The sequence below is a fragment of the Mycobacterium botniense genome, assembly GCF_010723305.1.
GTDB classification, from domain to species: domain Bacteria; phylum Actinomycetota; class Actinomycetes; order Mycobacteriales; family Mycobacteriaceae; genus Mycobacterium; species Mycobacterium botniense.
Window position 1 is genome coordinate 1,698,167 of sequence record NZ_BLKW01000002.1, and the last position, 21,054, is coordinate 1,719,220.

At 63.6% G+C, this 21,054-nt stretch carries 21 protein-coding genes and 3 pseudogenes; 13 read left to right on the plus strand and 11 right to left on the minus strand.

Annotated elements, in window-relative coordinates; translation table 11 throughout:
* Positions 1-7: 7 nt before the first annotated feature.
* From G6N08_RS07910 to ltp2, 5 genes are read left to right on the plus strand one after another with little or no spacing between them, the layout of a single operon-like run.
* Positions 8-1,075: an acyl-CoA dehydrogenase family protein gene (locus G6N08_RS07910; protein ID WP_163755866.1), complete on the plus strand. Its 1,068-nt coding sequence runs from the start codon at positions 8-10 to the stop codon at positions 1,073-1,075.
* A complete protein-coding gene (gene fadE29, locus G6N08_RS07915; RefSeq protein ID WP_163755868.1) occupies positions 1,060-2,223 on the plus strand; it encodes an acyl-CoA dehydrogenase FadE29 in 1,164 nt (387 codons plus the stop codon). Before G6N08_RS07910 ends, fadE29 begins: the two co-directional genes overlap by 16 nt.
* Positions 2,220-3,200: a bifunctional MaoC family dehydratase N-terminal/OB-fold nucleic acid binding domain-containing protein gene (locus tag G6N08_RS07920; protein ID WP_163755870.1), complete on the plus strand. Its 981-nt coding sequence runs from the start codon at positions 2,220-2,222 to the stop codon at positions 3,198-3,200. The genes fadE29 and G6N08_RS07920 overlap by 4 nt, the downstream gene beginning before the upstream one ends.
* A complete protein-coding gene (locus tag G6N08_RS07925) occupies positions 3,197-3,598 on the plus strand; it encodes a MaoC family dehydratase (protein ID WP_163755872.1) in 402 nt (133 codons plus the stop codon). Before G6N08_RS07920 ends, G6N08_RS07925 begins: the two co-directional genes overlap by 4 nt.
* Entirely contained in the window at positions 3,598-4,770 is a 1,173-nt protein-coding gene (gene ltp2 / locus G6N08_RS07930; RefSeq protein WP_163755874.1) for a 17-hydroxy-3-oxo-4-pregnene-20-carboxyl-CoA lyase, read from the plus strand. Before G6N08_RS07925 ends, ltp2 begins: the two co-directional genes overlap by 1 nt.
* Before the next feature lie 68 nt (positions 4,771-4,838).
* On the opposite strand, the gene chsH3 is transcribed toward ltp2, so the two are convergent.
* Both chsH3 and kstD read right to left on the minus strand, forming a co-directional pair.
* The gene (gene chsH3 / locus G6N08_RS07935; RefSeq protein ID WP_163755875.1) at positions 4,839-5,744 is read right to left on the minus strand and encodes an enoyl-CoA hydratase ChsH3; all 906 of its coding nucleotides are present in this window, start codon (positions 5,742-5,744) and stop codon (positions 4,839-4,841) included.
* Between the two features lies 1 nt (position 5,745).
* Entirely contained in the window at positions 5,746-7,428 is a 1,683-nt protein-coding gene (gene kstD / locus G6N08_RS07940) for a 3-oxosteroid 1-dehydrogenase (RefSeq protein WP_163755877.1), read from the minus strand.
* Positions 7,429-7,500: 72 nt separating this feature from the next.
* On the opposite strand from kstD, the gene G6N08_RS07945 reads away from it, so the two are divergent.
* The 7 genes from G6N08_RS07945 to G6N08_RS07975 all read left to right on the plus strand — a co-directional run bounded on the left by G6N08_RS07945 (position 7,501) and on the right by G6N08_RS07975 (position 13,844).
* On the plus strand, positions 7,501-8,286 hold the full coding sequence (locus tag G6N08_RS07945) for a 2-keto-4-pentenoate hydratase (protein WP_163755879.1): 786 nt from the start codon (positions 7,501-7,503) through the stop codon (positions 8,284-8,286).
* A gap of 13 nt (positions 8,287-8,299) precedes the next feature.
* Positions 8,300-9,214, plus strand: a complete 915-nt coding sequence (locus G6N08_RS07950; protein ID WP_163755880.1) for an acetaldehyde dehydrogenase (acetylating) — start codon at positions 8,300-8,302, stop codon at positions 9,212-9,214.
* Entirely contained in the window at positions 9,211-10,254 is a 1,044-nt protein-coding gene (gene dmpG, locus G6N08_RS07955; protein WP_163755881.1) for a 4-hydroxy-2-oxovalerate aldolase, read from the plus strand. The genes G6N08_RS07950 and dmpG overlap by 4 nt, the downstream gene beginning before the upstream one ends.
* A gap of 72 nt (positions 10,255-10,326) precedes the next feature.
* Complete coding sequence (locus tag G6N08_RS07960) at positions 10,327-10,644, plus strand: heme-binding protein (RefSeq protein ID WP_163755882.1); 318 nt, start codon at positions 10,327-10,329, stop codon at positions 10,642-10,644.
* A gap of 142 nt (positions 10,645-10,786) precedes the next feature.
* Entirely contained in the window at positions 10,787-11,914 is a 1,128-nt protein-coding gene (locus tag G6N08_RS07965; RefSeq protein WP_163755883.1) for a hypothetical protein, read from the plus strand.
* Positions 11,915-11,916: 2 nt separating this feature from the next.
* Positions 11,917-12,699 carry an SDR family oxidoreductase gene (locus G6N08_RS07970; protein WP_163755884.1) on the plus strand — a complete coding sequence of 261 codons (783 nt, stop codon included), beginning with the start codon at positions 11,917-11,919 and terminating at the stop codon, positions 12,697-12,699.
* Positions 12,699-13,844, plus strand: a complete 1,146-nt coding sequence (locus G6N08_RS07975; RefSeq protein WP_163755886.1) for a sulfotransferase family protein — start codon at positions 12,699-12,701, stop codon at positions 13,842-13,844. Before G6N08_RS07970 ends, G6N08_RS07975 begins: the two co-directional genes overlap by 1 nt.
* A 71-nt stretch (positions 13,845-13,915) precedes the next feature.
* Here G6N08_RS07975 and G6N08_RS07980 read toward each other — a convergent pair whose 3' ends face one another.
* The gene (locus G6N08_RS07980) at positions 13,916-14,380 is read right to left on the minus strand and encodes a hypothetical protein (protein ID WP_163755888.1); all 465 of its coding nucleotides are present in this window, start codon (positions 14,378-14,380) and stop codon (positions 13,916-13,918) included.
* Positions 14,377-15,540, minus strand: a complete 1,164-nt coding sequence (locus tag G6N08_RS07985) for a 3-ketosteroid-9-alpha-monooxygenase, oxygenase component (protein ID WP_163755890.1) — start codon at positions 15,538-15,540, stop codon at positions 14,377-14,379. The genes G6N08_RS07980 and G6N08_RS07985 overlap by 4 nt, the downstream gene beginning before the upstream one ends.
* Before the next feature lie 113 nt (positions 15,541-15,653).
* Here G6N08_RS07985 and G6N08_RS07990 point away from each other — a divergent pair, with 113 nt between their 5' ends.
* On the plus strand, positions 15,654-16,178 hold the full coding sequence (locus G6N08_RS07990) for a gamma carbonic anhydrase family protein (protein ID WP_163755892.1): 525 nt from the start codon (positions 15,654-15,656) through the stop codon (positions 16,176-16,178).
* Here the strand turns inward: G6N08_RS07990 and G6N08_RS21305 are convergent.
* The 7 genes and pseudogenes from G6N08_RS21305 to G6N08_RS08020 all read right to left on the minus strand — a co-directional run bounded on the left by G6N08_RS21305 (position 16,175) and on the right by G6N08_RS08020 (position 21,054).
* Positions 16,175-16,988: pseudogene (locus tag G6N08_RS21305) on the minus strand (3-oxoacyl-[acyl-carrier-protein] synthase III C-terminal domain-containing protein). The gene G6N08_RS07990 and the pseudogene G6N08_RS21305 overlap by 4 nt on opposite strands.
* A gap of 31 nt (positions 16,989-17,019) precedes the next feature.
* A pseudogene (locus G6N08_RS08000) lies at positions 17,020-17,091 on the minus strand (SRPBCC family protein); the annotation flags it as partial.
* A gap of 21 nt (positions 17,092-17,112) precedes the next feature.
* A pseudogene (locus tag G6N08_RS21185) lies at positions 17,113-17,406 on the minus strand (2-polyprenyl-6-methoxyphenol hydroxylase); the annotation flags it as partial.
* A 90-nt stretch (positions 17,407-17,496) separates the two neighbouring features.
* On the minus strand, positions 17,497-17,922 hold the full coding sequence (locus G6N08_RS08005) for a nuclear transport factor 2 family protein (protein WP_163755896.1): 426 nt from the start codon (positions 17,920-17,922) through the stop codon (positions 17,497-17,499).
* Positions 17,919-18,803 (minus strand): TIGR03619 family F420-dependent LLM class oxidoreductase, encoded by an 885-nt coding sequence (locus G6N08_RS08010; protein ID WP_163756848.1) that lies wholly within the window; start codon positions 18,801-18,803, stop codon positions 17,919-17,921. Before G6N08_RS08010 ends, G6N08_RS08005 begins: the two co-directional genes overlap by 4 nt.
* Positions 18,804-18,808: 5 nt before the next feature.
* Complete coding sequence (locus G6N08_RS08015) at positions 18,809-19,990, minus strand: thiolase family protein (RefSeq protein WP_163755898.1); 1,182 nt, start codon at positions 19,988-19,990, stop codon at positions 18,809-18,811.
* A complete protein-coding gene (locus G6N08_RS08020; protein ID WP_163755899.1) occupies positions 19,990-21,054 on the minus strand; it encodes a thiolase family protein in 1,065 nt (354 codons plus the stop codon). Before G6N08_RS08020 ends, G6N08_RS08015 begins: the two co-directional genes overlap by 1 nt.

Consider the following 21,054-nt stretch of genomic DNA (forward strand, 5'->3'; position numbering starts at 1 on the left):
GATTCGGGTGGACTTCACGCCTGGACCAGCGCAGCAGGCCGTCGCCGACGTGGTCAGCGCGGTGCTGGAGCGCGATTTTGGCTCGGCGACGACGCCCGCAGAGCAGGCGCGGAGTAATCAGGGGTCGGGCTGGGACGCCCTCGTCACGGGAGGCGTGGCGGCGCTACCGCTGCCCGAACGCCTCGGCGGTGACGGTGTGGGTCTGCCGGAAGTCGCAACCGCTTTGACTGAGATCGGCCGGCACGGTCTGATCAGTCCGGCGTTGGCTACCCTGGGCTTCGGTGTGGTGCCGTTGGTGGACCTGGCTTCCGGGGAGCAACAAGACCGGTTTTTGACCGGTGTGGCCCAGGGCGGGCTGCTGACCGCGGCGCTCAACGAGCCGGGCGATGCGCTGCCCGACAACCCGGCGACGACGTTCGTTCACCGTAGGCTCTCCGGCACCAAAATCGGGGTTGCCTATGCGCAGCAAGCCGATTGGATGCTGGTGACCACCGACAGTGCTGTTGTCGTAGTGTCACCGACGGCCGATGGGGTGCAGCTGGTGCGCACGCCGACGTCTAACGGCAGCGACGAGTACGTGGTCAGGTTCACTGATGTGGTCATTCCTGAGGACCACGTCCTGGTCGGCGCCGAGTCGAGTCGGGTCAACCAGCTCGCGCTGGCCATGATCGGCGCCTATGCCGACGGCCTGGTAGCCGGCGCGCTGCGGCTGACCGCCGACTATGTGGCTAATCGGCATCAGTTCGGCAAACCGCTGTCGACATTCCAAACCGTCGCAGCCCAACTCGCCGAAGTCTATATCGCTTCTCGCACAATAGATCTGGTAGCGAAGTCGGTGATCTGGCGGCTGGCTGAGGGCCGCGATGCCGACGACGACCTGGACGTGCTCGGCTACTGGCTGACCGCGCAGGCACCGTCGGCGATGCAGATCTGCCATCACCTGCACGGCGGTATCGGTGTCGATATCACCTATCCCATGAGCCGGTACTACTCGACGATCAAGGACCTGACTCGGTTTCTTGGTGGGCCGTCACATCGTCTTGATCTGGTGGGAGCGCAATGTTCATCGACCTGACACCCGAACAGCGCGAGCTGCAAGCCGAACTACGGCAGTACTTCTCCAGCCTGCTCACACCCGAAGAGGCAGAGGAGATGAAAACCGACCGGCATGGTAAGGCATACCAGGAAGTAGTCCGGCGCATGGGCCGCGACGGCTGGCTGGGTGTCGGCTGGCCGAAAGAGTATGGCGGCCGCGGTTTCGGTCCACTCGAGCAGCAGATCTTCGTCAACGAGGCGTCGCGGGCCGACGTGCAGCTGCCGTATGTGACACTGCAAACCGTCGGCCCAACCTTGCAGGTGTACGGCACGGAAGCCCAGAAGAAAAGGTTCCTGCCGGCGATTTTGGCCGGAGAAGTGCACTTCGCTATCGGCTACACCGAACCGGAGTCCGGCACCGACCTGGCGTCGCTGCGCACCACCGCTGTCCGTGACGGTGATCACTACATCGTCAACGGGCAGAAGATCTTCACCACCGGCGCGCACGAAGCCGACTACATCTGGCTGGCGTGCCGAACCGATCCGACCGCGCCCAAGCACAAAGGCATTTCGATCCTGATCGTCGATACTAAGGATCCCGGCTACTCGTGGACACCGATCATCACCAACGACGGCGCGCATCACACCAACGCGACCTACTACAGCGACGTGCGCGTGCCGGTGGACATGCTGGTCGGGCGGGAAAACGACGGGTGGCGGTTGATCACTACCCAGCTCAACCACGAGCGGGTGATGCTCGGCCCCGCCGGACGGGTCGCCGGCATTTACGACCGGGTGCGCGCCTGGGCGTCCACGCCGCGGGAGAACGGCGTCGCACCGATTGAGCACGCCGAGGTCCGGCGAGCGCTCGGCGAGATGCACGCCGTGTGGCGCATCAACGAACTACTGAACTGGCAGGTGGCGGCCGCGGGGGAGACGATTGACGTCGCCGACGCCGCAGCCACCAAAGTATTCGCCACCGAACGCGCCCAGTCCGTGGGCCGGCTGGCCGAAGAGATTGTCGGCAGGTTCGGCAACCCTGCGGAGCCGGATACCGCCGAGCTACTGGAGTGGCTGGACGTGCAGACCAAACGCAATCTGGTCATCACCTTCGGGGGCGGTGTCAACGAGGTGATGCGCGAGATGATCGCGGCATCAGGGCTCAAGGTGCCAAGGGTGCCCCGATGACCGGAGTCAGCGAGATCCAGGACGCCCTTCGAGAAGGCATAGCGCAGGTCAGGGCGGCCGGACGCAGCAAGCCGCGGCCGGGCCGGGACCCGGTGAATCAGCCGATGATCAACAACTGGGTAGAAGCCATCGGCGACCGCAACCCCATCTATGTCGACGACGCAGCAGCGCGTGCCGCCGGCCATCCCGGGATTGTCGCACCACCGGCGATGATCCAGGTGTGGACCATGATGGGGCTGGGCGGATCGCGCCCCGACGACGACCCGCTGGGGCGGGTTATCCGGCTTTTCGACGACGCGGGTTATATCGGCGTGGTCGCCACCAACTGCGAGCAGACCTATCACCGTTATCTGCGGCCCGGTGAAGAGGTCGCCGTGAGCGCGGAACTCGGCGATGTGGTGGGACCCAAACAAACCGCGCTGGGCGAGGGCTGGTTCATCAACCAGCATATCGTATGGCAGGTCGGAGATGAGGATGTTGCCGAGATGGACTGGCGCATCCTCAAATTCAGGCCGAAGACAGCAGACCAGTCCTCCGGGAAAAACACAGTGCCGGCCGATCTCGACCCGGACGCCATGATGCGCCCTGCCGTGTCGCGTGACACCAAGTTCTTCTGGGACGGTGTCAACGCCCACGAGTTGCGGATCCAGCGCCGCCCGGACGGCAGCCTGCAGCATCCTCCGGTGCCCGCGGTGTGGCAAGACAAGGACGCACCGATCGACTACGTGGTGGCCAGTGGCAAGGGCAGGGTGTTCAGTTTCGTGGTGCACCATGCACCGAAGGTGCCCGGCCGTACGGTTCCCTTTGTCATCGCGCTCGTCGAGCTCGACGAAGGGGTGCGCATGCTGGGCGAGCTGCGTGGGGTAGACCCCGCGCGGGTGGAGATCGGAATGCCGGTTCGTGCAACCTATATCGACTTTCCGGCAGGTGATGCCGGTCCGTCCTGGACGCTGTACGCGTGGGAGCCGGACGCATGAACGCACCGGTTGTTGAGGTCGGAACCAAGTTGCCGGAACTCAAGATTTACGGCGACCCCACGTTCATCATCTCCACGGCGTTGGCTACCCGAGATTTCCAAGACGTGCACCATGACCGGGACAAGGCACAGGCCAAAGGGTCGAAGGACATCTTCGTCAACATCCTCACCGACACCGGGCTGGTGCAGCGGTACGTCACCGAATGGGCCGGGCCTTCGGCGCTGATCAAATCGATTGCGCTGCGGCTGGGGGTGCCGTGGTATGCCTATGACACCGTGACGTTCTCCGGTGAAGTGACCGCGATCAACGACGGCCTCGTCACCGTGAACGTGCTGGGCCGCAACAGCCTTGGCGATCATGTCATCGCCACCGCAACACTGACGATGGGGGGTGCCTGATGCGGTCTGGCTCGCTGCGAGCTCGAGCGGCCATCGTCGGTATCGGCGCCACCGACTTCTCGAAGAACTCTGGTCGCAGCGAGTTGCGGCTTGCCGCCGAGGCGGTGCAGGATGCCCTCCGCGACGCCGGTTTGAGCCCCGCCGACGTCGATGGGCTGACCACCTTCACGATGGACACCAACACCGAAATCGCGGTGGCGCGTGCGGCCGGCATCGGCGAGCTGACGTTCTTCAGCAAAGTCCACTACGGCGGTGGCGCCGCGTGCGCCATCATCCAGCAAGCCGCCCTCGCCGTCGCCACCGGGATCGCGGACGTCGTGGTGGCTTACCGGGCGTTCAACGAGCGCTCCGGCATGCGATTCGGCCAGGTGCAGACCCGGCTGACGGAGAACCCGGACTCCACCGGCGTGGACAATTCGTTTTCCTATCCCCACGGCCTGTCGACGCCGGCGGCGCAGGTTGCGATGATCGCGAGACGCTATATGCACCTGTCCGGCGCGACCAGCCGGGATTTCGGCGTGATCTCGGTGGCCGACCGCAAACACGCGGCGAACAACCCGAAGGCCTACTTTTACGGCAAGCCGATAACCATTGACGAGCACCAGAGTTCGCGGTGGATCGCCGAGCCGCTGCGCCTGTTGGACTGCTGCCAGGAAACCGATGGAGCGGTGGCGATTGTGGTGACCTCCGTAGATCGCGCCAAGGACCTCAAACACCGTCCCGTGGTCATCGAGGCCGCCGCGCAGGGCTCCAGCCCCGACCAGTACACCATGGTCAGCTACTACCGGCCAGAACTCGACGGTCTGCCTGAGATGGGTCTGGTGGGCCGTCAACTGTGGGCGCAGTCCGGGCTGAAACCGGCCGATATCCAGACCGCCATTCTTTACGATCACTTCACCCCGTTCACGCTGATTCAGTTGGAGGAGCTGGGTTTCTGCGGTAAGGGTGAGGCCAAGGACTTCATTGCTGATGGTGCTATCGAGATCGGCGGCCGGCTGCCCATCAACACCCACGGTGGTCAGTTGGGCGAAGCCTACATCCACGGTATGAACGGCATCGCCGAGGGTGTGCGCCAGTTGCGCGGGACTTCGGTGAACCAGGTACCCAATGTTGAGCATGTGCTCGTCACCGCTGGCACCGGCGTGCCGACGTCCGGACTGATCTTGGCCTGACGCGTGTCAAATCATCCTCGGTAAAGACCTCTTGCTGGCACCGTGGGGCGAAGGCGTGCCGGCTGCGGTCACGGCGCGGCGGTGTTCTCGGCGGGTGTGACGCCCGCGGCCCGCTCGGCCGTGAGCAGCTCCACCCCGCTGAGCACCGGTGCGTCATCGCGGTCGGGAACGACAACGCTGGCAACGACACGCTCGTCGTCACGCCACAGGCGCACCAACAGTGACTCACCGGGGAATACCACCCCGGCGAAACGTGCGCCGTAGCAGGTGACCCGACTCGCGTCGCTGTCCAAACAGGTGTCGATGATCGTCTTGCACGTCATGCCGAAGGTGCACAGACCATGCAGAATCGGACGCGGAAAACCCGCAGCAGCAGCGAATTCGGGATCAGAATGAAGCGGATTGCGGTCACCGCAGAGCCGATACAGCAAGGCCTGCTGCGGCAGCGTGGACAGCGCAACCTCGATATCGGGCGCTCGCTCCGGTGCGCGAACCGAGGTCGACGGTCCGCGATCGCCGCCGAATCCGCCTTCGCCGCGAGCGAAAATCGAGCGGCGCTGTGTCCATAGCGGGCTGCCCTCCAACGAGTTCACTGTCGTCTCGAGCACCACCACCGCGGCCTTGCCCTTATCCCAGACCTCCACGATGCGGCTGATGGCGCGCGCGCTGCCGGACGGGGGTAACGGTGCCGGTACCATCACCTGCTCGGAGGCGTGCAGCACCTTAGCTAAATCGATTTGCACACCGGGCCAGCTAACCCGGGGTGGTTCGACCTGATGAAACGAAGCCGCCACACAGCCGAATGTGGGCAGTACTTGTGGCTTGTGGTCGATCACGTAGCTGAGCTCACGCGGGTTCACCGGATCCGCACCCGCTCCCAGCGCCAGGTTGTAGAGTTGTACATCGGTAGCTGACCAAGAGAACTCAACAGCACCGAACTCGGCCCCAAGTGCAATGTCCGGATCGATCGGCATGTCAGCCTTTCCCCGCAAGATGCAATGCGGCCAGGTAACCGAAAGTCATCGCCGGCCCGATGGTACCGCCAGGGCCGGGATAGGTGTGACCCATCACCGGTGAGCTGACATTGCCTGCGGCATAGAGTCCCTCGATGACGCTGCCGTCGTCGCGCAACGCGCGTCCATGCACGTCGGTGCGGATACCACCCTTGGTACCCAGATCCCCGGGAACCATCTGGACAGCGTAGTAGGGGGGATACTTGATCTCACCGAGGCTTGGGTTGGGCTTGTTGGTGGGATCGCTGTAGTAGCGGTCGTAGGCACTCTCACCGCGATGGAAGTCCTGATCCACACCGCTGCGCGCAAACCCGTTGAACCGCTCAAGCGTACCTATCAGCCCGTCGACGTCCACTCCGATCTTACCCGCCAACTCTGAGACGGTGTCGGCCATCACGACGACGCCAGACTCCAGCCACTTACGTGGAATACGTTGCCCGCCCTGCAGTCCGGCAAACAGATAGCGATCGCGGCATCGCTGGTCGAGGATCATCCACGCGGGCAGGTTTTCCGCCGGGCCTGCCCCCTGGCCCCATTTCCCGCCATACATCCGGTGGGTGGCCTCCACATAGGGCAGCGCTTCATTCATGAACCGCTGACCGGCCACGTTGACGATGATCGAGCCGGGCGCGTTGCGTTCCGACAATGCGAACCACGGGCCGCTGGGCAGCGGAATCGTCGGTCCCCACCAGGCGTCTTCCATCAGATCTAAAGCGGCGCCGAGTTTCTCAGCCGCCACAATCCCGTCACCGGTGTTCGCGGCAGCGCCGACGGACCAATCGGCGTTGATCGGGGGCCGCTGGTATTTGAGCCGCATCTGCTCGTTGTGCTCAAAACCGCCGCAGGCCAAGATGACGCCCCGACGGGCCTTCATCAATGTCGGTTCAGCATCCTCTCCCGCTGTGGTATCTCTGGCGTAGACCCCCCGCACCGCATCACCTTCGACGTGCAGATCTGTCAATGCGGTGTTGAGCAGCACCGGGACACCGGCCTGTCGCAATCCGATTCGCAGCGGGCCGATCAGCGCGCGTCCCATGCCGACCAGGTTCTTGCCGGTCGCCTTGGCCCAAAACGTGCGAGCGCCCACCCGTATGCTGCGCAGCAGTCCCTTCGGGTGGCGCTTGAGCAGGTTGAGCCGAACATAATCCTGCTGCATCACAACGACGTTGAGTGGTACCTTGCTGTACGGAGGTTCCAGCCCGGCAAGATCGGGTCCGAGCTTTTTGGCGTTGAACGGTTTTGGTTCGATCGAACGGCCGCCCGGCCGTCCGCCCTCGGCTTCGGGATAGTAGTCCGAATAACCCGGAACCCAGCACATCTTCAACGGGGTGTGCTTCAGCACAAATGAGAGCATCTCGGGGCCGCGCTCAAGGTAGGTGTCGATGCGCTCGGGTTCGACGACGTCGCCGATGATCCCGTGCAGGTACGTGCGGGCAGCTTCCGGGGTGTCCCGCACACCGTCGCGTTGGAGGACTTCGTTGTTGGGAATCCACACGCCGCCGCCTGAGCGGGCGGTCGACCCGCCGTAGTGCGGAGCCTTCTCGATGATTACCGCCGACAGGCCCCGGTGAGCAGCGGTAAGGGCGGCGACCATGCCGGCGCCACCGCTACCGACCACGACGACGTCGAACTCCTGAGCTGTCATGTAGAACACGTTATAGAATTGCTCGGGGCGGGCGCTACCGGCCCGGTCACACCAACGAGGGGACTTCGGTCAATGCTTCCTGCCGCGACCCGCGATGTGCTGGCCGCCCACTTGGCGCACGCCGAGCGGAGCCGTGAGCCCATTGCCCCGCTGACCGCGGGCTACCCGGAGATCGACGTTGTCGACGCCTACGAGATCCAGCTGATCAATATTCGCCGCCGGATAGCTGACGGCGCCCGGGTGGTGGGTCACAAAGTGGGGCTGTCGTCGTCGGCGATGCAGCAGATGATGGGGGTCAACGAGCCCGATTACGGTCATCTGCTCGACGAGATGCAGGTCTACGAAGACACCCCGGTCAAGGTGGCGAATTACCTATACCCGCGGGTGGAGGTCGAGGTGGGTTTCATCCTGGCCGCTGACCTTCCGGGTGCGGGCTGCACCGAGGAGGATGTGCTTGGGGCGACCGCAGCGTTCGCCCCGGCCATCGAGTTGATCGACACCCGCATCACCGACTGGAAGATCGCGTTATGTGACACCATCGCCGACAACGCGTCGTCGGCGGGTTTCGTGCTCGGTGCGGCACGGGTGGCACCGGCGGATATCGACATCACCGGAATCGACGCGGTGCTCAGCCGCAACGGTGAGGTGGTGGCCAAGGGCCGCAGCGACGCGGTGCTGGGCAATCCGGTCACCGCGGTGGCGTGGTTGGCCCGTAAGGTGGAAAGCTTCGGTGTGCGGCTCAAAGCCGGTGACATCGTGTTGCCCGGCTCGTGCACCCGCGCGATCGACGTCCGGGCCGGGGACAATTTCGTCGCCGAATTCGCCGGCCTGGGGTCTGTCCGGTTAGCGTTTGAATAAGAGGAGCGTCCAGATGCCGTCCAAGGCTTCGGTGGCCATCGTCGGTTCCGGCAATATCAGCACCGACCTGCTGTATAAACTGCTGCGCTCAGAGTGGTTGGAGCCGCGCTGGATGGTGGGCATCGACCCGGAAAGCGAAGGGCTGGCCCGGGCCCGCAAACTGGGTCTGGAGACTACCCACGAGGGAGTGGATTGGCTGCTTGCCCAACCCGAAAAACCTGATCTGCTGTTCGAGGCCACCAGCGCCTACGTGCACATGGCTGCGGCGCCGAAGTACGCCGAAGCCGGGATTCGGGCGATCGACCTGACCCCGGCCGCGGTCGGTCCGGCGGTGATCCCCCCGGTGAATTTGCGCGATCACCTCGATGCGCCGAACGTCAACATGATCACTTGCGGCGGTCAGGCGACGATCCCGATCGTCTACGCGGTGTCGCGGGTCGTCGCAGTGCCGTATGCCGAGATTGTGGCGTCGGTGGCGTCGGTATCGGCCGGGCCGGGCACCCGGGCCAATATCGACGAGTTCACCAAGACCACCGCCCGCGGCGTGCAGACCATCGGGGGAGCGAACCGCGGCAAGGCGATTATCATCCTCAACCCCGCTGAGCCGCCGATGATCATGCGTGACACCATCTTTTGCGCTATCCCCGAAGACGCCGACCGTGACGCGATCATCAAATCCATCCATGACGTGGTTGCCGAAGTGCAAACCTATGTGCCTGGGTACCGGTTACTCAATGAGCCGCAGTTCGAGGAGCCGTCATTGAACTCCGGCGGTCAAGCGGTGGTTACCACGTTCATCGAAGTCGAAGGCGCCGGGGATTATCTGCCGCCGTATGCGGGCAATCTGGACATCATGACGGCGGCGGCCACCAAGGTGGGCGAGGAGATCGCCAAAGAGACTCTGTCCGTCGCAGGAGGTATGCGATGACTGCCGGTATTTGGGATGTCCGCATCACCGACACCTCGTTGCGGGACGGCTCGCACCACAAACGCCACCAGTTCACCAAAGGCGAGGTCCAGTCCATCGTCGCGGCGCTGGACGCCGCCGGGGTGCCGGTGATCGAGGTGACCCACGGCGACGGTTTGGGCGGATCGTCATTCAACTACGGCTTTTCTAAAGTTCCTGAACAGGAACTGATCAAGCTGGCCGCCGAGACCGCGAAAGAAGCCAGGATCGCGTTTTTGATGCTGCCGGGGGTCGGCACCAAAGACGACATCAAAGAAGCGCAGGACAATGGCGGGTCAATTTGCCGGATCGCCACCCATTGCACCGAGGCCGACGTGTCGATCCAGCATTTCGGGCTGGCCCGCGAGCTGGGTCTGGAAACGGTCGGGTTTTTGATGATGGCCCACACCGTCCCGCCGGAAAAACTGGCCGCGCAGGCCCGCATCATGGCTGACGCGGGCTGTCAGTGTGTCTATGTCGTCGACTCCGCCGGTGCGCTGGTGCTCGAAGGCGTGCGCGACCGGGTCGCCGCACTGGTGGCCGAACTCGGCGACGACGCCCAGGTGGGCTTTCATGGGCATGAAAACCTCGGCCTGGGGGTGGCCAACTCGGTCGAGGCCGTGCGCGCCGGGGCCAAGCAGATCGACGGGTCCTGCCGGCGGTTCGGGGCCGGAGCGGGCAACGCGCCGGTGGAGGCGTTGATCGGGGTCTTCGACAAGATCGGCGTCAAAACCGGCATCGACTTCTTCGACATCGCTGATGCCGCTGAGGACGTCGTGCGCCCGGCCATGCCCGCCGAGTGCGTGCTCGACCGCAATGCGCTGATCATGGGCTACGCCGGAGTCTACTCCAGCTTCCTCAAACACGCTGTGCGCCAAGCAGAACGCTACAACGTGCCGGCCTCTGCGTTGTTGTACCGGGCCGGTCAGCGCAAACTCATCGGCGGCCAAGAGGACCAGCTCATCGATATCGCGCTGGAAATCAAGCGCGAACAGGAGCGCGGCCGGGCGGTGACCCACTAACAACGCGCGCCAGCGGTGCTGGGCGGCGATCAGCGGCGCTGGGTAAGGCTACCGCGGGTAACCTCGGTAACTATGAGCACCACCTTCACGACCGCCAGTCGGCTTCGCCGCGGACTCTGCGGCGCGTTGGCCGGCGGTCTACTGGGCACCACTGCGTCGGTGCTGATCGCATTGCCGGTGGCCAACGGGGATCCCCAGCAACAGTGCAATACGACCGTGGGCCAATCGATCGACTCCTATCTGAAGCGGCATCCGGATGTCAGGCAGGAGTTGATGGCTAAAGCGCAAGCGGAGTCGCCGGGCTCGCCCAACGCGCTGCTCGACTACCTCCAGCGGCACCCGGATGTGCGCCAGGCGCTGATCACACTGTCCCAGCAGTGCACCTCGTAGTGAAACAGACCTGGTCGTTGTTCACCATCGACGATGCGCAGGGCCGAGGTGTCCGGCTCGTCCCTCGTTTTCCGGCGCGCATCCTCACCAGGCGGGATGTTCGCCATTGACGGAAAATAGGAACACGTTCTAGCGTCGAGGCGTGTTCTCAGATCCGCTCACGGAAGCGATCGCCGAGGCCGAGAAACTGGTGGCCGCCGCACCGCATATCGAGACCGAAGCCGACCTGCTCGAAGGACTCCAGTATCTGGCCGGCTGCGTTGCCGCCTGCACACACATCGCGTTCAACTACGACCGCGATCACCCGTTCTTGCTCTCGGGCACCGGGCCGTTCACAAAAATGGGACTGGACAATCCCGACACCCTCTACTTCGGCTGTCGGGTGCACGCCGATTATGACTACGTCGTCACCGGCCGCAGGGGCACGACCACCGACTTGAGTTTTCAGGTGCTCGGTGGGGAATACACCGACGACGAAGTGCCGGCCAGCCAGGTTGCGTTCGACGACCGCGAACTCGACATCGCCGAGGACGGGAGCTTCGAGTGGCGGCTGCGGCCAACCAGCAATGGGCAATTGGTGATCCGCGAAGTCTACGGCGACTGGTCGCAGCAGCGTGGCACGGTGGCTATCGCACGGCTGGATACCGCGGGCACCGCGCCACCACCCCTGACCCGCGACACCATCGAAAAGCGCTATGCCACAGCAGCACAGCAGTTAGTTCAACGAGTCAAGACCTGGCTGCAGTTCCCGCAATGGTTCTATCTCAACATCCCGGTCAACACCATGGTGGCACCCCGGCTGACTCCCGGCGGTCTGGCGACGCAGTACTCGTCGGCCGGGCATTTTGATCTGCGGCCTGATCAGGCGCTGGTTATCACGGTGCCGGTGACCGACGCGCCGTATCTGGGGTTCCAGCTGGGCAGCATGTGGTATATCTCGCTGGACTACATCAACCACCAGACTTCGCTGAATTCCAGTCAGGCGCAGGAAGATCCGGATGGCAAGATCCGCATCGTGGTCGCCGACCAAAATCCGGGCATCACCAACTGGGTCGAAACCCTGGGGCATCGCCGGGGGTTTCTGCAGTTTCGCTGGCAACGGGTGTCACGTCAGCTCACCGAGGCCGACGGTCCTACGGTCGAACTTGTTGACTTCGACGCGGTGCCGGACGCGCTTCCGTACTTCGATCACAACAAGATTTCTCCCTCCGCATGGCGCATGCGAATCGCGCAGCGCCAGAATCAAATCGCGAACAGGATGCTGGGATAGCAATGACCGGGATGCTCGACGGCAAAGTAGTGGTGATCAGCGGTGTCGGCCCCGCGCTGGGCACCACACTTGCACGGCGGTGCGCGCGCGACGGCGCCGACCTGGTGCTGGCGGCCCGGACCGCCGACCGTCTCGACGACGTCGCGAAACAAATCGCCGAAACCGGCCGACGCGCGGTGCCCGTCGCCACCGATATCACCGACGACGACCAGGTGAAAAACCTCGTTGACTCGGCGTTGGCCGCCTACGGCAAAGTCGATGTGCTGATCAACAACGCTTTTCGAGTGCCCTCGATGAAGCCATTGGCTGGAACGACGTTTCAGCATATCCGCGACGCGATCGAGCTCACCGTGTTGGGCGCGTTGCGGGTCATCCAGGGCTTCACACCCGCGCTCGCACAGGCCAAAGGCGCGATCGTCAACGTCAACTCCATGGTGATCCGGCACTCCCAGCCGAAATACGGTGCATACAAGATGGCCAAGTCAGCACTGCTGGCGATGTCTCAATCCTTGGCCAGCGAACTCGGCGAACAGGGGATTAGAGTTAATTCCGTTGCTCCCGGCTATATTTGGGGAGAAACACTGAAGCGCTACTTCGAGCATCAGGCTGGCAAGTACGGGACCACGGTAGAGCAGATCTATACCGCCACCGCCGCGAATTCCGACTTGAAACGGCTGCCGACTGAGGACGAGGTTTCGGCGGCGATCGTATTCTTGGCGAGCGACCTGGCCAGCGGTATCACCGGCCAGACGCTCGACGTCAACTGTGGGGAGTACAAAGCCTAATGGCCGAGCGCACCGACGTCGGCACCGTCGAAGAGCTGCACGCGTCGGCCAGCAAGCTGGTCGGGCTTGATGACTTCGGCACCGACGACGATAACTATCGGGAAGCGCTTGCGGTGCTGCTTGACTCCTACCAGCGCGAAGCAGACCTCACCCCGTTGGGCAGCAAGATGAACCGGTTTTTTCTGCGTGGTGCGCTGGTGGCACGGCTGTTGTCCGAAGCTGCCTGGAAACAGTACCCCGAGCACGCCGACGTAGTCATTGAGCGCCCGATCTTCGTCACCGGGCTGGTGCGCACCGGAACCACCGCGCTGCACCGGCTCCTCGGCGCCGATCCTGCGCACCAGGGCTTGCACATGTGGCTGGCAGAGTACCCGCAGCCGCGCCCCCCGCGCGAAACCTGGGAATCCAACCCGGTGTATCGTCAACTCCAAGCACAGTTCACTCGCCACCACCAAGAGAACCCTGGATACACCGGGCTGCATTACATGGCTGCCGACGAGCTCGAGGAATGCTGGCAGCTACTGCGGCAGTCGTTTCACTCGGTTTCCTACGAAACCCTGGCCCACATACCCAGTTACGCGCGATGGCTGGCACAGCAGGACTGGACACCGGCGTATCGACGGCACCGCAAAAACCTTCAGCTGATCGGTCTCAACGATGCGGGTAAACGGTGGGTGCTGAAAAATCCCAGCCACCTGTTCGCGCTGGATGCGCTGATGTCGACCTATCCCGATGCGCTGATCGTACAGACGCACCGACCCGTGGAGACGATCATGGCGTCGATGTGTTCGCTGGCCCATCACACCACCGAGGGCTGGTCGAATACTTTCGTGGGCGCCCAGATCGGCGAGGACGCAATGGAAACCTGGTCACGTGGGCTGCAGCGGTTCAATGTTGCTCGCGCCAAATATGATCCAACTCAGTTCTACGATGTCGACTATGCAGATTTCGTATCCGATCCGATCGGCACGGTGGAATCTCTCTACCGATACTTCGGATTGACGTTCACCGAGGAGGCCCGCGCTGCCATGGAACAAAGCCATGCGGAAAGCCGGCGGGGAGAGCGAGCACCCAGACACGCCTATTCGCTTGCTGACTACGGACTTACAGCGGAGTCTGTCAAAGAACGCTTCGCGGGGCTGTGACGCGTGTGCGTGAACGGTACCGCAAAAGCGATAAATCCAACATCAATTCTTCGCGCTCGCCTCAAAGAGACTCAGCCGTCGCCCGGCGGCGGGGCGGACGGCACCGGCTCCACAATGCCTTCGGCGATAGCGTGATCGATGCTGTCGGCTAGCTTCGGGCAGCTCCGAACACGTGCGGTCTCACCGCCGGCTCGCCGCACCTGGGCAAAGAAGGCGCAGCGCCGCATCGATTCCGAACTCCATTGCACCGAGGTGTGCCCGGGTCCGAGTTTTCTGACCAACACCGACGCATGGCAGAAGCGGCAATCCACTGGTTGCAGACCCCAGTTGAGATATCGTTGGTGCTCACGCCGGGTGGCTTCCCGTAGCGCAGCGGCCCGGTCCGGATCGGTGGCGAGATCCGGCGACCGCGGCCCGCTCTCGCGCGGCTGGCGCCGAGCTGGCGCTTCATGAGCGCCATGAACTCCATGCAGCGCCAGCATCGATCGAGCCAGCTGATCGACGTCGGGGACGCTGGGGTCGTTGTGCGCGCTCATCGGGAGGGCTGGGCGGCTTGCCTTTTCGTTTCTTCGTCGGCCTTCCGGCGGAGGTTTTCTTCGACTTCTTTGTGCCAGAACTCGTTGGCCTTGGTGGTGTCCACCTCGATCTCGAATCGGTCCGTCATCTCTGGTGTGACGTCAGCGGCGTCGACATAAAACTGCTGATACCAGCGACGCAACTGATACACTGCGCCGTCCTCCTCGACCAGCAGTGGATTGTCGATGCGGGTCTTGTGCCGCCAAATCTCAACGTCCTGAAGGAACCCCTTGCTGACGCCCGCCGTGAAGGCCTCGGCGAGCTTTTCGGTCATCTCCTCATCCATGCCCTTGGGCTTCTGGACGATCACCCCCCACTGCAGCATGAACGAGTTCTGCGTGACCGGGTAGTGGCAGTTGATCAGGATCGATTCGGCCTTGTAGCCGCCGTAGTTGTTGTGCAGCCAGTTGATCATGAACGACGGCCCGAAATACGAAGCCTCCGAATCGAGAATCTGCTCGCCGGTGTATTGCGAACCGCCCAGGTCAACATCGGGGCGGCCCACGGTGCGCAGGTACTGCGAGGCGATGTGACCCTCGAAGACGTTCTTGAAATACGTTGGGAAACCGAAGTGGATGTAGAAAAAGTGCGCCATGTCGACGACGTTGTCGATGATGTCGCGGCAGTTCGACGGGATCAGCTCCCGATTCCAGCGCCAGTCGGTCCACTCATCGCTGGCCCATTCCGGAATCTCGGGTATTCGCACCTCCTCCGGGGGAGGGTTGCCTTCGTGATCATGCCAGATGAACAGCAAGCCGCTGCGCACGTCGGTCAGCCAGGACCTGGTGCGGGCCATGCGAGGGGTGCGCTTGGCGTAGGGAACCAACGTGCAGCGTCCGTCACCGGCCCACCGCCAATCGTGGAACGGACAGGCGATTTCGTCGCCCTTGATGGTGCCCTGGGTCAGGTCGCCACCCATGTGCCGGCAATAGGCGTCGAGCACGTGCAGATCGCCGTGCGAGTCCGCGAACACGACGAGCTTGGTGCCGAACGCCTCGATCGGGTGCGGTTGGCCATCCAGGAACTCCTTGACCGGCCCCAGGCAGTGCCACCCGCGAGCGTACCGGTCCGGCAGGGTGCCGCTATCGATCTCACGGACCGCGACGCCGTCGGTACTCACCTGTCACCTCCAACTTCATGCTCCAATTAGAACACGTTACAGTTTTTCGGTCGGATTGCGCAATGACACCGGCTCTGCCAGCGGATATACCCGCCTTGGGGTATATCTGAACGATGCCGCTGTTTTCCTTCGAGGGCCGATCGCCCAAGATCGACCCCACTGCGTTCGTCGCCCCCACCGCCACCCTGATCGGTGACGTCACGGTGGAGGCGGGGGCCTCGGTATGGTTCAACGCCGTGCTGCGCGCCGACTACGTCCCCATCATTGTGCGCGAGGGCGCCAACGTGCAGGACGGTGCCGTCTTGCACGCACCGCCGGGCATCCCGGTCGACATCGGACCCGGTGCAACCGTGGCGCATCTGTGTCTGGTCCACGGTGCGCATGTCGGCGCGGAGGCGTTGATCGCCAACCATGCCACGGTCCTCGACGGCGCAGTGATCGGAGCACGCAGCATGATCGCCGCCGGCGCTCTGGTGGTCGCCGGCACCAAGATTCCGGACGAGGTCCTGGTAGTCGGGGTGCCGGCGACCATCAAAGGCCCGATCGCCGGAACCGGTGCCGAGATGTGGGTGAATGTCAATCCGCAGGCTTACCAGGATCTGGCGCGGCGCTACCGGGCCGGACTGGAGCCGGTTTAGCCGGGCGTTGCGAGACCGGCTCGGCAGCACTGAAAGACAGCAACAATGTCGCCCGGTTTGACTTGACCATCGTCGAGAGCGGCGTCGACGTGGACCGGTCTGCCCACCGCGAACAGGGGTGCCGGGCTTTTGGAAGGTATCGCGGTGGCGTTCGCGGGGTAGTTCGAGGGCTTCGCTCCAGTTGTGCAAGAACACCCGGTTGGGCTGAGTGGTGACCAGCAGGTTGAGGTCCTTGGATTTGACTCCGATGCGGCCGCAGACCGCCAACGCCACCTCGGGGGCTTCCCGGTTACCCCGGGCCAACACCTTGGTGATCTTGGCTTCGTGGAAGCTCACGTAGAACTCCCGGCCCGCCACCATAGCCGGGGGGATCGGCGGTCAACGTCATATCACCGGCATATTGCCCGCAGTAGCGGCGTTCGGCATCGAGCACCGGTGAGGTATCGGAGAGGGTCAGCAGCCCCACGGCCGACAACCGCCGTTGTACACGTACTCGGGGCCGATGCCAGTCGGTAGCGGCCTCGCCGCCTGCTCCCAGGATCGGAAGGTCAGGCATCTGGGAATGCGTCAGCGGCACATTGACATCAGCCAGTATCCCGATGCCGTGTCGCTCGACCAAGGCCATGGTGGCCCGCTCCATCAGGTCGACGGTACGTCGGGTGCACAGTGGTGGCGAAATTGCGGTGCGCGAAACATCAGATGTCCCCGCAACTCATCGGTACCGGCGTAGCGTTCGTCATACGCTGCGGAAAATCGGTTTTCGGGCAGGCAGGTGCCGACATCGACCAGGCTGACGGCGGGCTCACGAATCGCTGCTCATGCTGCGCCCTCCTCATCCAGTCGGTGTCACCGGCAGCCCGTTGCGGTGGCGGTATGCGGCGATGGCCTTGAGGGTTTTGAGCTCCAGCAGATACAGATTCAGGCCCAGTCGGCGGGCCAGGTTGTCATCGGTCAACGTCGCCAGTACCCGATCGAGCGGGTCGGGCCATCCGGCGAAACGGGACCGGATCATCTCCACCGGGTGTTCCGGGCGGATGAAGTCCGGTGACAGGGCAAGTCGAACCAGCACTGCAGAGCAGGGCCGCCAGCCGGCCACAGGCCAACGTTTCCGTGTTTGCCGATCATCATCAGTGCCACACGCTTGTCGGCGACGTGTGGAACGGTGAGCACTCCCTGCCAGTGCGAGCGGCGCGCCGACGATACCGCGAACCGTTGAATGCAGGCCATCCCCCGCATATCGACCCACGCCTCAATCTATGACGGCAATAGGGTGCTGGACAGGGGTATGGCCGATATCTCGCAAGCGGTCGCAGCCGGCTTAGACTGGCCGGGCGGTGGCGGCGGCGCGCTCCGGCTCCCAGTATGCGCGCAGCGCCACCAGCTTGCCGTCGTCGTTCACCTTGTAGGTGAACACCCCCTCCGCGGTGATCTGGTGTCCGCCCATGGTGATGACGATGTTGCCGACATTGGCTTCTTCATGGCCGCACTGGAAGGTGTCGCGGAAGTCGAACTCGATCGAGTCCGTCGGTGCAATCGCCTTGTCCCAGAACGCTGAGATGGCATCACGGCCACGGTGTCCTTTGCCTTCGGGGTCGAACACCGACGGCCCGATCGGGTCTTCGACGATGGCATCGTCGGCGAACACCGCCAGCCACGCTTCTTTGTCTTTCGCCCGCACCGCCTCGCGGGAGCGACGGCCGGCGGCGTGTGCAGGGTGCTCTGTCCGGGTATTTATGTCGGTCATGCCTCGTCCTGCCAGCCGGAGTGAATATAGGTGTCGGCGAAGCGTTTGAGCGAGTCCTTCTTCTTGTCCAGCGGCGCGTCGAAGCCGAGGCCGTCAAGAATCCAGGGGATGACGATGTTGTCGGTGACGCCGATCTCGGCGAGCTGACGGTGCCCGTCCACGCCGAACTTGTCAACGCACACCGCCTGAAACTCGAAAGGTTGACCGGCGCGGCCGTATTCGGCGCGCAGCACATTGAGCCGTGCGATGGTGTCGCGTAACTGCTCACACGTCATCATGGCGCTGGTCCAGCCGTCGCCGATGCGGGCAGCCCGCTTGAGCGCAGGCTCGGTATGGCCGCCGACGTAGAACGGCACCGGTGCGCTGGGCGCCGGGCTCATCTGCAACCTGTCGAAGTCATAGAACTCGCCGTGAAATTCCACCATACCGCCGCCGAGGACTAATTTGATGACCTCGATCATCTCGTCGACCCGCGCGCCGCGGCGCGCATACGGCTGCCCGCACCATTCGAATTCCTCTGGTGCCCAGCCGATCCCGATGCCAAAGCCGAACCGGTTGTTGGTTAAATTAGCGACCGACCCGACTTGGCGAGCCAGCAGCAGCGGGTTGCGGGAACCGAGTTTCATCACGTTGGTGTAGAACCGCAGCGTCGAGGTCACCGCACCCATTGCCGCCGCAGCGATCAGCGGGTCGACCCAGGGTGTGTTCTCGTTCCACATCCGGGAACCGTCCGCGGTGTAAGGGTAATCCGCGGACGCCTTTTCCATATAAAACAGCGAATCGGGCAGCGCGATCGAGTCGAATCCACAGTCCTCAGCGGTGCGGGCGATATCGAGCAGTTCGTCGATGGGACCCATCGCGATACTGCACGTGTACTTCATCCGGGTCACGTGACGGTCCTGGGCTTTTCGCTACCAACCACCCACATCGAGAAGTACTGAGAACCGCCGCCGTAGGCGTGACCGAGCGCCTTGCGGGCACCGGGAACTTGATGCGCCCCGCCCTTGCCCATCACCTGGATCGCCGCCTCGGCGAAGCGGATCAGCCCCGACGCGCCGATCGGGTTGGATGACAACACACCCCCGGACGGGTTAACCGGCAGCCGCCCGCCGATCGCGGTCTCCCCGGCCTCGGTGAGCTTCCAACCCTCGCCCTCGGGCGCGAAACCAAGGTTCTCGAGCCACATCGGCTCGAACCAGGAGAACGGCACATAGATTTCGGCGGCATCGATCTCGTCGATCGGGCTGGTGATGCCGGCGGTCTGCCACAGCGCGGCCGCACAGTCGCGGCCGGCTTGTGGGTTGACCTGGTCGCGGCCGGCGTAGGCGAGCGGCTCGGTACGCAGCGCGGTGGCGTGAATCCACGCGACCGGCTGCCCCTGGGCGACATGCTGGTCGGCGATCTGCTCGTCACCGATAACAAGCGCGCACGCCCCATCCGACGAAGGGCACGTCTCATCGCGGCGGATCGGATCCCAAAGCATTTCAGACGACATCACCTTCTCCAGCGTGATGTCGGGTTGTTGGACGTGCGCCAAGGGGTTCTTCGCACCGTTGAGTCGGTCTTTGACCGCGACCATCGCACCGATGTGCGTCGGCGCACCAGAGCGGCGGATGTAGGCCCGCACATGGGGGGCGAAATAACCACCCGCGCCCGCGCCGACCGGCTTGGTGAACGGCACCGGAATCGACAGCGCCCACATGGCATTCGATTCCGATTGTTTCTCCCACGCCATCGCCAGCACGCGGTGGTACTTGCCCGACTGAACCAGGCTGGCGGCCACCACCCCGGTCGATCCGCCTACCGAACCGGCGGTATGCACTCGGATCAGCGGTTTGCCGGTGGCGCCAACAGCATCGGCCATGAACAGCTCAGGCATCATGACGCCTTCGAAGAAATCCGGCGCCTTACCCACCACAACAGCGTCGATGTCGTCGAAGGTGGTGCCGGAGTCAGCCAATGCGCGGTCAATCGCCTCGCGCACCAGACCGTTCATCGACACGTCATGACGCTTGGCAACATATTTCGTTTGACCGGTGCCGAGCACTGCGGCGAGTCGCGCGGCCATCAGTTCTTCCTTTCCATGACGGCGACCAAGTTCTGCTGCAGCGCCGGACCGCTGGTGGCGTGGGCCAGCACACGCTGCGCGGAGCCATTCCAGATATGTTGTGCCGCAAATCCTATGCGCTCAAGGCCAGCGACAAACATCGGATTGGCAGCCAGCGCGCCCCCAGAGGGGTTCACTTTCACCGACGCGGGTAACCTCATCGCCTCGGCCAGGATGAGGTACTGGTGAGTGAACGGTGCATGGATCTCCGCGACGTCGATCGTGCGCATTTTGCCGCCGGTGGCAATCTTCGTCGCCACCGTGGTCGACGGCGACACCGTGAGGTCGCGCGCACCCAGCACAGGGGATTCGATGCGGTGTTCGAAACCGGTGATCCAGGCAGGGTTTTCACGCAGCTCGCGAGCCCGGTCATCGGCGGCGAGCACGATGGCAGCGGCACCGTCAGTGATCGGTGCGATGTCGTGACGGCGCAGCGGGTCAGCGAAAAACGGCCGCTCGAGCAGCTCTTGGACGCTCTCGGGTTGCGGCAGTTTATCGACTCGCGGTGCCTGCGCGAAAGAATCATAGGCAACCCGGGCCATCTGTTCGAAGGTCCATTTGCTGGCCTCCAATCCGAGGCGGGCCTGCAGCCCGGCGATCGACACCGAATCGGGCCACAGTGGCGCGACCGTGTAGGGGTCGGTCTGCCGCGACAAGATGCGACGCAACATCCCGGCTGAGGACTTCCCAAAGCCGTAGACGAGCGCGGTGTCCACCTCGCCGGTGAGTAGCTTGATATAAGCCTCGTAGGCCGCCCACGCCGCGTCCATTTCCACATGCGACTCGTTGATCGGCGGAACGGCACCGATTGAGTCGATCGCAGAGATGAAAGAAAACGCCCGCCCCGCAAGATAATCCGACGAACCTGAGCACCAGAAGCCGATGTCGGCCTTGGTGATGCCGAGCTCGTCGTACAGCTGGGCGAAACACGGCATCAACATCTCGACGCCGTTGGTGGTGCCATCGGTTCGGCGGACATGCGGGGCATGGGCGAAGCCAACCACCGCAACTTCACGAGCGCTCAT

What these genes read in the sequence shown, in the direction of transcription:
- fadE29 (WP_163755868.1), top strand. Translation starts at nt 1,060, where the DNA reads ATGTTCATCGACCTGACACCCGAACAGCGCGAGCTGCAAGCCGAACTA.
- G6N08_RS07920 (WP_163755870.1), top strand. Translation starts at nt 2,220, where the DNA reads ATGACCGGAGTCAGCGAGATCCAGGACGCCCTTCGAGAAGGCATAGCG.
- G6N08_RS07925 (WP_163755872.1), top strand. Translation starts at nt 3,197, where the DNA reads ATGAACGCACCGGTTGTTGAGGTCGGAACCAAGTTGCCGGAACTCAAG.
- ltp2 (WP_163755874.1), top strand. Translation starts at nt 3,598, where the DNA reads ATGCGGTCTGGCTCGCTGCGAGCTCGAGCGGCCATCGTCGGTATCGGC.
- chsH3 (WP_163755875.1), bottom strand. Translation starts at nt 5,744, where the DNA reads ATGCCGATCGATCCGGACATTGCACTTGGGGCCGAGTTCGGTGCTGTT.
- kstD (WP_163755877.1), bottom strand. Translation starts at nt 7,428, where the DNA reads ATGACAGCTCAGGAGTTCGACGTCGTCGTGGTCGGTAGCGGTGGCGCC.
- G6N08_RS07945 (WP_163755879.1), top strand. Translation starts at nt 7,501, where the DNA reads ATGCTTCCTGCCGCGACCCGCGATGTGCTGGCCGCCCACTTGGCGCAC.
- G6N08_RS07950 (WP_163755880.1), top strand. Translation starts at nt 8,300, where the DNA reads ATGCCGTCCAAGGCTTCGGTGGCCATCGTCGGTTCCGGCAATATCAGC.
- dmpG (WP_163755881.1), top strand. Translation starts at nt 9,211, where the DNA reads ATGACTGCCGGTATTTGGGATGTCCGCATCACCGACACCTCGTTGCGG.
- G6N08_RS07960 (WP_163755882.1), top strand. Translation starts at nt 10,327, where the DNA reads ATGAGCACCACCTTCACGACCGCCAGTCGGCTTCGCCGCGGACTCTGC.
- G6N08_RS07970 (WP_163755884.1), top strand. Translation starts at nt 11,917, where the DNA reads ATGACCGGGATGCTCGACGGCAAAGTAGTGGTGATCAGCGGTGTCGGC.
- G6N08_RS07975 (WP_163755886.1), top strand. Translation starts at nt 12,699, where the DNA reads ATGGCCGAGCGCACCGACGTCGGCACCGTCGAAGAGCTGCACGCGTCG.
- G6N08_RS07980 (WP_163755888.1), bottom strand. Translation starts at nt 14,380, where the DNA reads ATGAGCGCGCACAACGACCCCAGCGTCCCCGACGTCGATCAGCTGGCT.
- G6N08_RS07990 (WP_163755892.1), top strand. Translation starts at nt 15,654, where the DNA reads ATGCCGCTGTTTTCCTTCGAGGGCCGATCGCCCAAGATCGACCCCACT.
- G6N08_RS08005 (WP_163755896.1), bottom strand. Translation starts at nt 17,922, where the DNA reads ATGACCGACATAAATACCCGGACAGAGCACCCTGCACACGCCGCCGGC.
- G6N08_RS08010 (WP_163756848.1), bottom strand. Translation starts at nt 18,803, where the DNA reads ATGAAGTACACGTGCAGTATCGCGATGGGTCCCATCGACGAACTGCTC.
- G6N08_RS08015 (WP_163755898.1), bottom strand. Translation starts at nt 19,990, where the DNA reads ATGGCCGCGCGACTCGCCGCAGTGCTCGGCACCGGTCAAACGAAATAT.
- G6N08_RS08020 (WP_163755899.1), bottom strand. Translation starts at nt 21,054, where the DNA reads ATGAGCGCTCGTGAAGTTGCGGTGGTTGGCTTCGCCCATGCCCCGCAT.